Annotated in this window: 1 protein-coding gene; it reads right to left on the bottom strand. The window is 40.8% G+C overall.

The window, feature by feature from the left end; all coding sequences use genetic code 11:
- Window positions 1–176: 176 nt before the first annotated feature.
- Complete coding sequence (locus AC5FEC_RS10150; RefSeq protein WP_493662101.1) at window positions 177–6740, bottom strand: mucin-binding protein; 6564 nt, start codon at window positions 6738–6740, stop codon at window positions 177–179.
- Between the last annotated feature and the right edge of the window lie 526 nt (window positions 6741–7266).

The following is a 7266-nucleotide window of genomic DNA, read 5'->3' as shown; positions in this document are numbered from 1 at the left end:
GATATTCAAGAAATTATCAACCACAAAGCCCTCACTTATATTATACTTCTAAATGAGGGCTGTTTTCTTTATTTTCGTGTTTCTGTGGGTGACGGCTATGTCGTCATGGCTGTCTGTCCCACTCTCTCGGTGCTAGAATTTATCACCTATTAGCCAAAAAGAATGGATTAGAGATCTCAATCTTCTTTTTTACGGCGAGTTCCAATACCAATCAGCGTCAATAACGCTCCTATTCCTGCTGCCGTCATAACTTTCGCATTCTCATTATCCTCACCTGTACGTGGAAGAACTGGTGCTGGAGTCGTTTGCGATTTTGGTTGTGTCGGAGCGAGCGGTGTCACTGGAGGCTCTGGCTTAACCGGAGTATCAGGAACCTCTGGAGTTGTCGGCACTGCGCTGTAATGCACATCCTTGACAATGTTTTCTTGGGTAACTGCTTCTGATGGAACTGTATCAATATCTACGCTGTAACCTGGAATCACTGGTGACGGCACTGCGTCATAGTTGGCTTTATCACTTGTCCAAACTGTGGCAGAAACTGGTTGGCCAGTCACCTTGTCTGTCGTCACGGTACGAGTCCAAGTTGCTGTCTGCACTTGATCAGCTGGTGTTTGGCTGCCTGCACCATGGTAACGAACAGTCATGCTTACTTGTTTTGTTTCTTCGACTGAAACGGTTTTGTGTTTCAAGCGAATGACTACATTTTGGTCCACACTGCTGTCGGTGTCAAATTGACCTGGCAGAGCATCCTGAGAAGCTACTTCGTAACCTTGTGCCAAGTAGCCTGCAACTACGGTGTCGTATTTCGTTTGAGCTGCGGCCGGAAGAGCTGCACCTGACTCACCTGTTGTCAATTCAACTTGGTTTTCCAGAGTCTGACCTGTTGTCTCATCTACTACCGTGTACGTCACTTTTTGCGTTTGGATTGTGTAGTGCACATCCTTGACAATGTTTTCTTGGGTAACTGCTTCTGACGGAACGGTCGCAACATCCACAGTGTAACCTGGAATCACTGGTGACGGCACTGCGTCATAGTTGGTTTTATCACTTGTCCAAACTGTGGCAGAAACGGGTTGGCCAGTCACCTTGTCTGTCGTCACGGTACGAGTCCAAGTTGCTGTCTGCACTTGATCAGCTGGTGTTTGGCTGCCTGCACCATGGTAACGAACAGTCAAGTTTACATTCTTGCTTTCTTGGCTATTCGTTTTGCCGTGTTTCACATGAACAACAACATTTTGATCATGACTGCTATCAAGGTCGAACTTAGCTGGAAGCTGATCTTTCGAAACCAATTCATAACCTTGGGCTAGATAAGCATCCACGATTGAATCATACTTAGCTTCTGTGTCATTTGGAAGAGGAGTATCAGAGTTACCACTTGTAAGCTCTTGCTTATCTTCCAGCGTAGTATTGGTTGTATCATCAATGATGGTATAGGTTACTTTTTGCTTATCTGCCTTGTATTTAACCGTAACGGTGATATCATCCTGATCAGCAGTTACGTTTTCTGCGTCAACTTTAGCCTTATCTGGGGTGTAACCATCAACAGTTGGAGAAACTACCTCTGGGAAGGTTCCAGTAGATGGTGTCCAAGCCCCTGGTGTAGTATTCTTTGTTACTTCATCTGTTTTTATTTCTCTAGAGAAAGTCAAGGTAGATTTCTTCTCTGGAGCAGCTGGTGTGTTGTCTTCTTCGTAAACGTAGTTAATCGTTTGAGTTACAGTCTTAGTTTCTGTAGAAGTTGATACTTTGTGTTTCAAGCGAATGACTACATTTTGGTCCACACTGCTGTCTGTGTCAAATTGACCTGGCAGAGCATCCTGAGAAGCCACTTCATAACCTTGTGCCAAGTAGCCTGCAACTACGGTGTCGTATTTCGTTTGCGCTGCTGCTGGCAGAGCTGCACCTGACTCACCTGTTGTCAATTCCACTTGGTTTTCCAGAGTTTGACCTGTTGTCTCATCTACAACTGTGTACGTAACTTTTTGCGTTTGGATTGTGTAGTATACATCCTTGACAATGTTTTCTTGGGTAACTGCTTCAGATGGAACTGTATCAATATCTACGCTGTAACCTGGAATCACTGGTGACGGCACAGCGTCATAGTTGGCTTTGTCACTTGTCCAAACTGTGGCAGAAACGGGTTGGCCAGTCACCTTGTCTGTCGTCACGGTACGAGTCCAAGTCGCTGTTTGTACTTGGTCAGCTGGGGTTTGTCCTCCTGCACCATGGTAACGAACAGTCAAGTTTACAGACTTGCTTTCTTGGGATTCAGTTGTGCCGTGTTTTAAATGAACAACAACATTTTGATCATGACTGCTATCAAGGTCGAACTTAGCTGGAAGCTGATCTTTCGAAACCAATTCATAACCTTGGGCTAGATAAGCATCCACGATTGAATCATACTTAGCTTCTGTGTTATTTGGAAGAGGAGTATCAGAGTTACCACTTGTAAGCTCTTGCTTATCTTCCAGCGTAGTATTGGTTGTATCATCAATGATTGTATAGGTTACTTTTTGCTTGTCTGCCTTGTATTTAACCGTAACGGTGATATCATCCTGATTAGCAGTTACGTTTTCTGCGTCAACTTTAGCCTTATCTGGGGTGTAACCATCAACAGTTGGAGAAACTACCTCTGGGAAGGTTCCAGTAGATGGTGTCCAAGCCCCTGGTGTAGTATTCTTTGTTACTTCATCTGTTTTTATTTCTCTAGAGAAAGTCAAGGTAGATTTCTTCTCTGGAGCAGCTGGTGTGTTATCTTCTTCGTAAACGTAGTTAATCGTTTGAGTTACAGTCTTAGTTTCTGTAGAAGTTGATACTTTGTGTTTCAAGCGAATCACTACGTTTTGATCCACACTGCTGTCTGTGTCGAATTGACTTGGCAGAGCATCCTGAGAAGCCACTTCGTAACCTTGGGCTAAGTAGCTCGCAACTACAGTATCATATTTCGTTTGAGCTGCGGCCGGAAGAGCTGCACCTGACTCACCTGTTGTCAATTCAACTTGGTTTTCCAGAGTCTGACCTGTTGTCTCATCTACAACTGTGTACGTAACTTTTTGAGTTTGGATTGTGTAATATACATCCTTAACAATATTCTCTTGAGTAACGGCTTCTGATGGAACCGTCTCAATGTCAACACTGTAGCCCAGAATCACTGGTGATGGCACAGCATCATAGTTTGCCTTATCCGCTTTCCAAGGTGTGGTAGAAACTTCTGTACCTGTGATTTTATCTTTTGTTACGGTACGAGTCCAAGTCGCTGTTTGCACCTTATCTTCTGGTGTTTGTCCGCCAGCACCGTGATAACGAACAGTCAAGTTTACAGACTTGCTTTCTTGGATATCAGTTGTACCATGCTTCAAGTGAACAACCACATTTTGATCGTGGTTACTGTCAAGGTCGAACTTAGCTGGAAGCTGGTCTTTCGAAACCAATTCATAACCTTGAGCTAGATAAGCATTCACCATTAAATCATATTTTTCTCGGGCACTGTCTGGAAGAGGAGTATCAGAGTTACCACTTGTTAGTAATTCCTTATCTTTCAGCGTTTTTTGGGCAGTGTCGTCAATGATGGTATAGGTTACTTTTTGCTTATCTGCTTTATAGGTAACCGTTTCTTCAATATCTGCGCTATCTCCTGTAATCTGTTCAACGGCTGCTACAGTTGCCTTATCTGGTGTATAACCATCAACCTTTGGAGAAACTACCTCTGGGAAGGTTCCGGTAGACGGAGCCCAAGCCCCCTTATGGACAATCTTATTAGTCACCAGATCCTTGGTGTTAATCCGCTCAAAATCCAAAGTCTGAACTTTAGTAGCCGCTGCCTGTGTGTTATCTTCATAAACATACTTGATGGTCTCTGTGACTATCTTTGTTTCTTGAACTGCAGCTACCTTATGACGTAGATGAACTTCAAAGGTTTGAAGATTTTCATTATAGGTTACACCATTTGTTGGATAATTGTCTGAATAAAGTTCATAATTTTGATCGGTATATTTCTTAATAGTGGCAGCTGTTTGATAAGTGTCAGTCTGACCATAAAGTCCATTCAAATCCTTTGTTTCAAGCGTTTCCCCTGTTGTGTCATCAATGTAAGTGACCTTTGCACTAGCTGGATTAGCCGTATAAACGACTGTCTTTTCGATATTGGCACTGTTAGCCGTAATATTGTCAACTGCTGGAACCTCCGCTAAATCTGGAGTGTAACCTTTGATTGTTGGTGATGTTACGGCCGCAAAACTTGTTCCATTTTCTGCTGTCCAGTCCCCAGTTGTTATATTTGTAACGAGGTCAGTTGTTGCTGTTCTAGTGAATTTTAAGCTGCTAGTGTGATCTGGAGCCGCTGTGGCACCGCCATCATAAATATAATGGATAGTTTCCTTAACCGTCTTTTCTTCTGCTACTGAAGTCTTTTTGTGTTTCAAATGAACTTCAAAGGTTTGAAGATTTTCATTATAGGTTACACCAGTTGCTGGATAATTATCTGAAACAAGTTCATAATTTCGATCGGTATACGTCTTAATGGTTTCAGCTGTTCGATAAGGATCAGTCTGCCCATAAAAACCATTCAAATCCTTTGTTTCAAGAACTTTTCCTCCGTTAGTATCATCGTCAATATACGTAACTTTGGCACTAGATTTTTTGGCTGAATAGACATAATAAAATTCTTGGTCGTTGCTAGTGAATGGAATTTGTTTAGTAGTCTTTAACTGTGTACCATACGACGCGATTGCCGTATCAGCTGTTATAAGTGTGTAGCCTGTAATTGTTTTTGGATTAGCGTTATAATCAGGGGTTGGAGTGGCAGTTCCTCCTGCTGGATATCCATATTTATAGTCCTGAGTTTCAATTTCCTTGCCGTTTGTATCGACATAGTGTATTGTAATCTTCTTTTGACCTTCAGCACGCGCATTGGACGGAGTTGTCTTCGCAGAAAGCTTTTCCTCTTTTATCTTTTTTATAGTACCATTGTCATCAACACTATAACTAAAACTCTTAGACCCTTCACCTAGAGCATTTTCAATTGATGAATCCGCAAAAGTAATCCGAGTTGAATGACCTGTACCTTGAATAACGTTAGCATTTTTTAAAATACTACTAACTTTTCTGTTAACCTCTTCTGTTCTATTAATTTCTTGATACTTATCGCCCATTTGAGCATAGTCGTCAGTTGGCCAAATATCATGATAGGTAGTAGCACCATTTCCTGTCATTTTTCCTAAATTAATAGCAACTGTGTAGGTCCCATCTCCATTATCAATAACAACCGAAGAGTTTTTACCTGCTTGTTTTAATGCTTTAACAATCTCTTCATCAGTTGAATTTGCTGGCAGTTCAATTAATTTGTTATCTGGATCTGAATTGATGCTAATAGAAGTTGAAGTATCTCCTTTAACAAGATATTTTCCATCCTCACTAATTGCTAAAGTAGAAGTATATCTTTTAAGGTCTGGTTTGATACTAACAATTTTTGACCCATTACCTGGTTTTATACGATGGACAGAAATGATATCACCATTTGGAATTCCTGTTTGTCCAGAGTTGGTACCATCGCTTGACAATAAATTATTATAATAATTTGCGTCCCCAGTTGAAGCGCCTATTTTTATTGAATTTGCTCTATCGCTACTTGCACTATTATAAACAGCAAAAGGCGCCTGTGCTTTCTCAAATGTTCTTGGTGTTGGTTTAAAAGTAAACTTATTGCCATTTATTTCTAAAATAATATTTTCATAACTTGATTTTGCTGTAAATTTCCCAATAGTCGCTGCTTTTTGGGTAATTTCAACAATCTTTTGTCCTGAAAAGTTATTATTTAAAGTGATTACATAAGCCAGATTATTTGGGTTAGAATAATCAAATTTAATTGTTCCAACTCCATTTATTGGTTCTTCTGTTCCAGAACCAAGATTTGAATAATAGGCACCATACGCGTTATTTGTCAATTTAACTGGAATACGAATCTTTGAACCAGCATTTAACGTACCATCTTGAGTAAGCGTAAACTTCATATGAATTTGGTCAAAAGCTATTTCTTGATTTGACAAAACCTTTTCATCTCCAGAATTCATACTTGTTCCATCTTTTGTCGTAACAGTTACGGAAAAGTTTGAAATATGTGAAGAAGCTTCTGCGACACTTCTACGAGTACGCACCGCACCTGCCGAACGAAAGGCAGAATAAGACTGCGCATTAGTTGACTGTTCGATTGGCTTAGACTCGTCAGAAACTGAATTTTCTTTTGCAACTGCTGCAGAGGTTGAAGTATCCGCAGAGAGTTTGTTTGTGCTTTCTACTCCTGAACTAGTTGTCGGAACTGATACTTTCTCGTCTGGCTGCCCAGTAGTTTGTGCTGGAGTTTCAACTTTTTCTACTGCTGTTGCTCCTGAAGCTGAAGCGGCATTCTCTGACACTGCCGCAGGTGCTGGGGAACTATTATTTTCAGCGACTGCTGAAGTCCCTTCTGATACTGGTGCTTCAGTTGTTGAAACTGAAGAACTTGGAGTTGATACCTCCGAAGTCAAGCCTGCTGCCGCAGTTGTGTCAGTCGAAGCTGGAGCCGTACCATTCTCTGTTGACACAGCGCTCACACTACTGTTCTCATCCGCTTGAACAGTCGGCGCGCCAATAGCTAGCCCATATATAGCCAGACTGGCTATTGCAATCGAAACAAGCCCAACATTTTTCTTTCTCAAAGAAAATTTATCGTGTTTGCCCTTATAAATTTTAAAACTTTTCACTATTCCTTCCTTCCTTAGTTATATCTATTTATTAACTCAGTTTACCTAAACTCTTAAGCAAACTTGAATTTAATGATACAAAACTAAAATGTTGAATATTTTAGAAGAGTTCATTCCCCTTTGGCAAGACTTTACTTTGCCTCCCAAAAAAACAGAATACTTCCATCTTATATATTATACTTTTGCTATGAGAATAATTCAAATAATATGCAAAAAAAGTATACAAAAATTACAAAAGTGTAACTTCCCAAACTGAGTTCTGTTTTCCCCAAAAACTAACAGTTATCCTAAAACAGATATTTGTGGGGAAACGACCGAAGCAACACTGTAGTCTAGTAAGCAAAATAAAAACCAGCGGAATCTAGTCTGAGACAGATTTTCGCTGGTTTCTAGTTTTAGGGGCTCTATAATTTCTGTAGTGGGTAAATCCACCGCAGGGATTATGGAGCCTATTTTGTTGTAGAAAACATACTAAGATTAGTAGTGAAGAAATCTCCGACGGGAGAGAGTACTCACTACTTTTTCT

The organism is Streptococcus sp. STC1396 (genome assembly GCF_058933875.1).
This window is presented reverse-complemented; position numbering and strand designations above follow the sequence as displayed.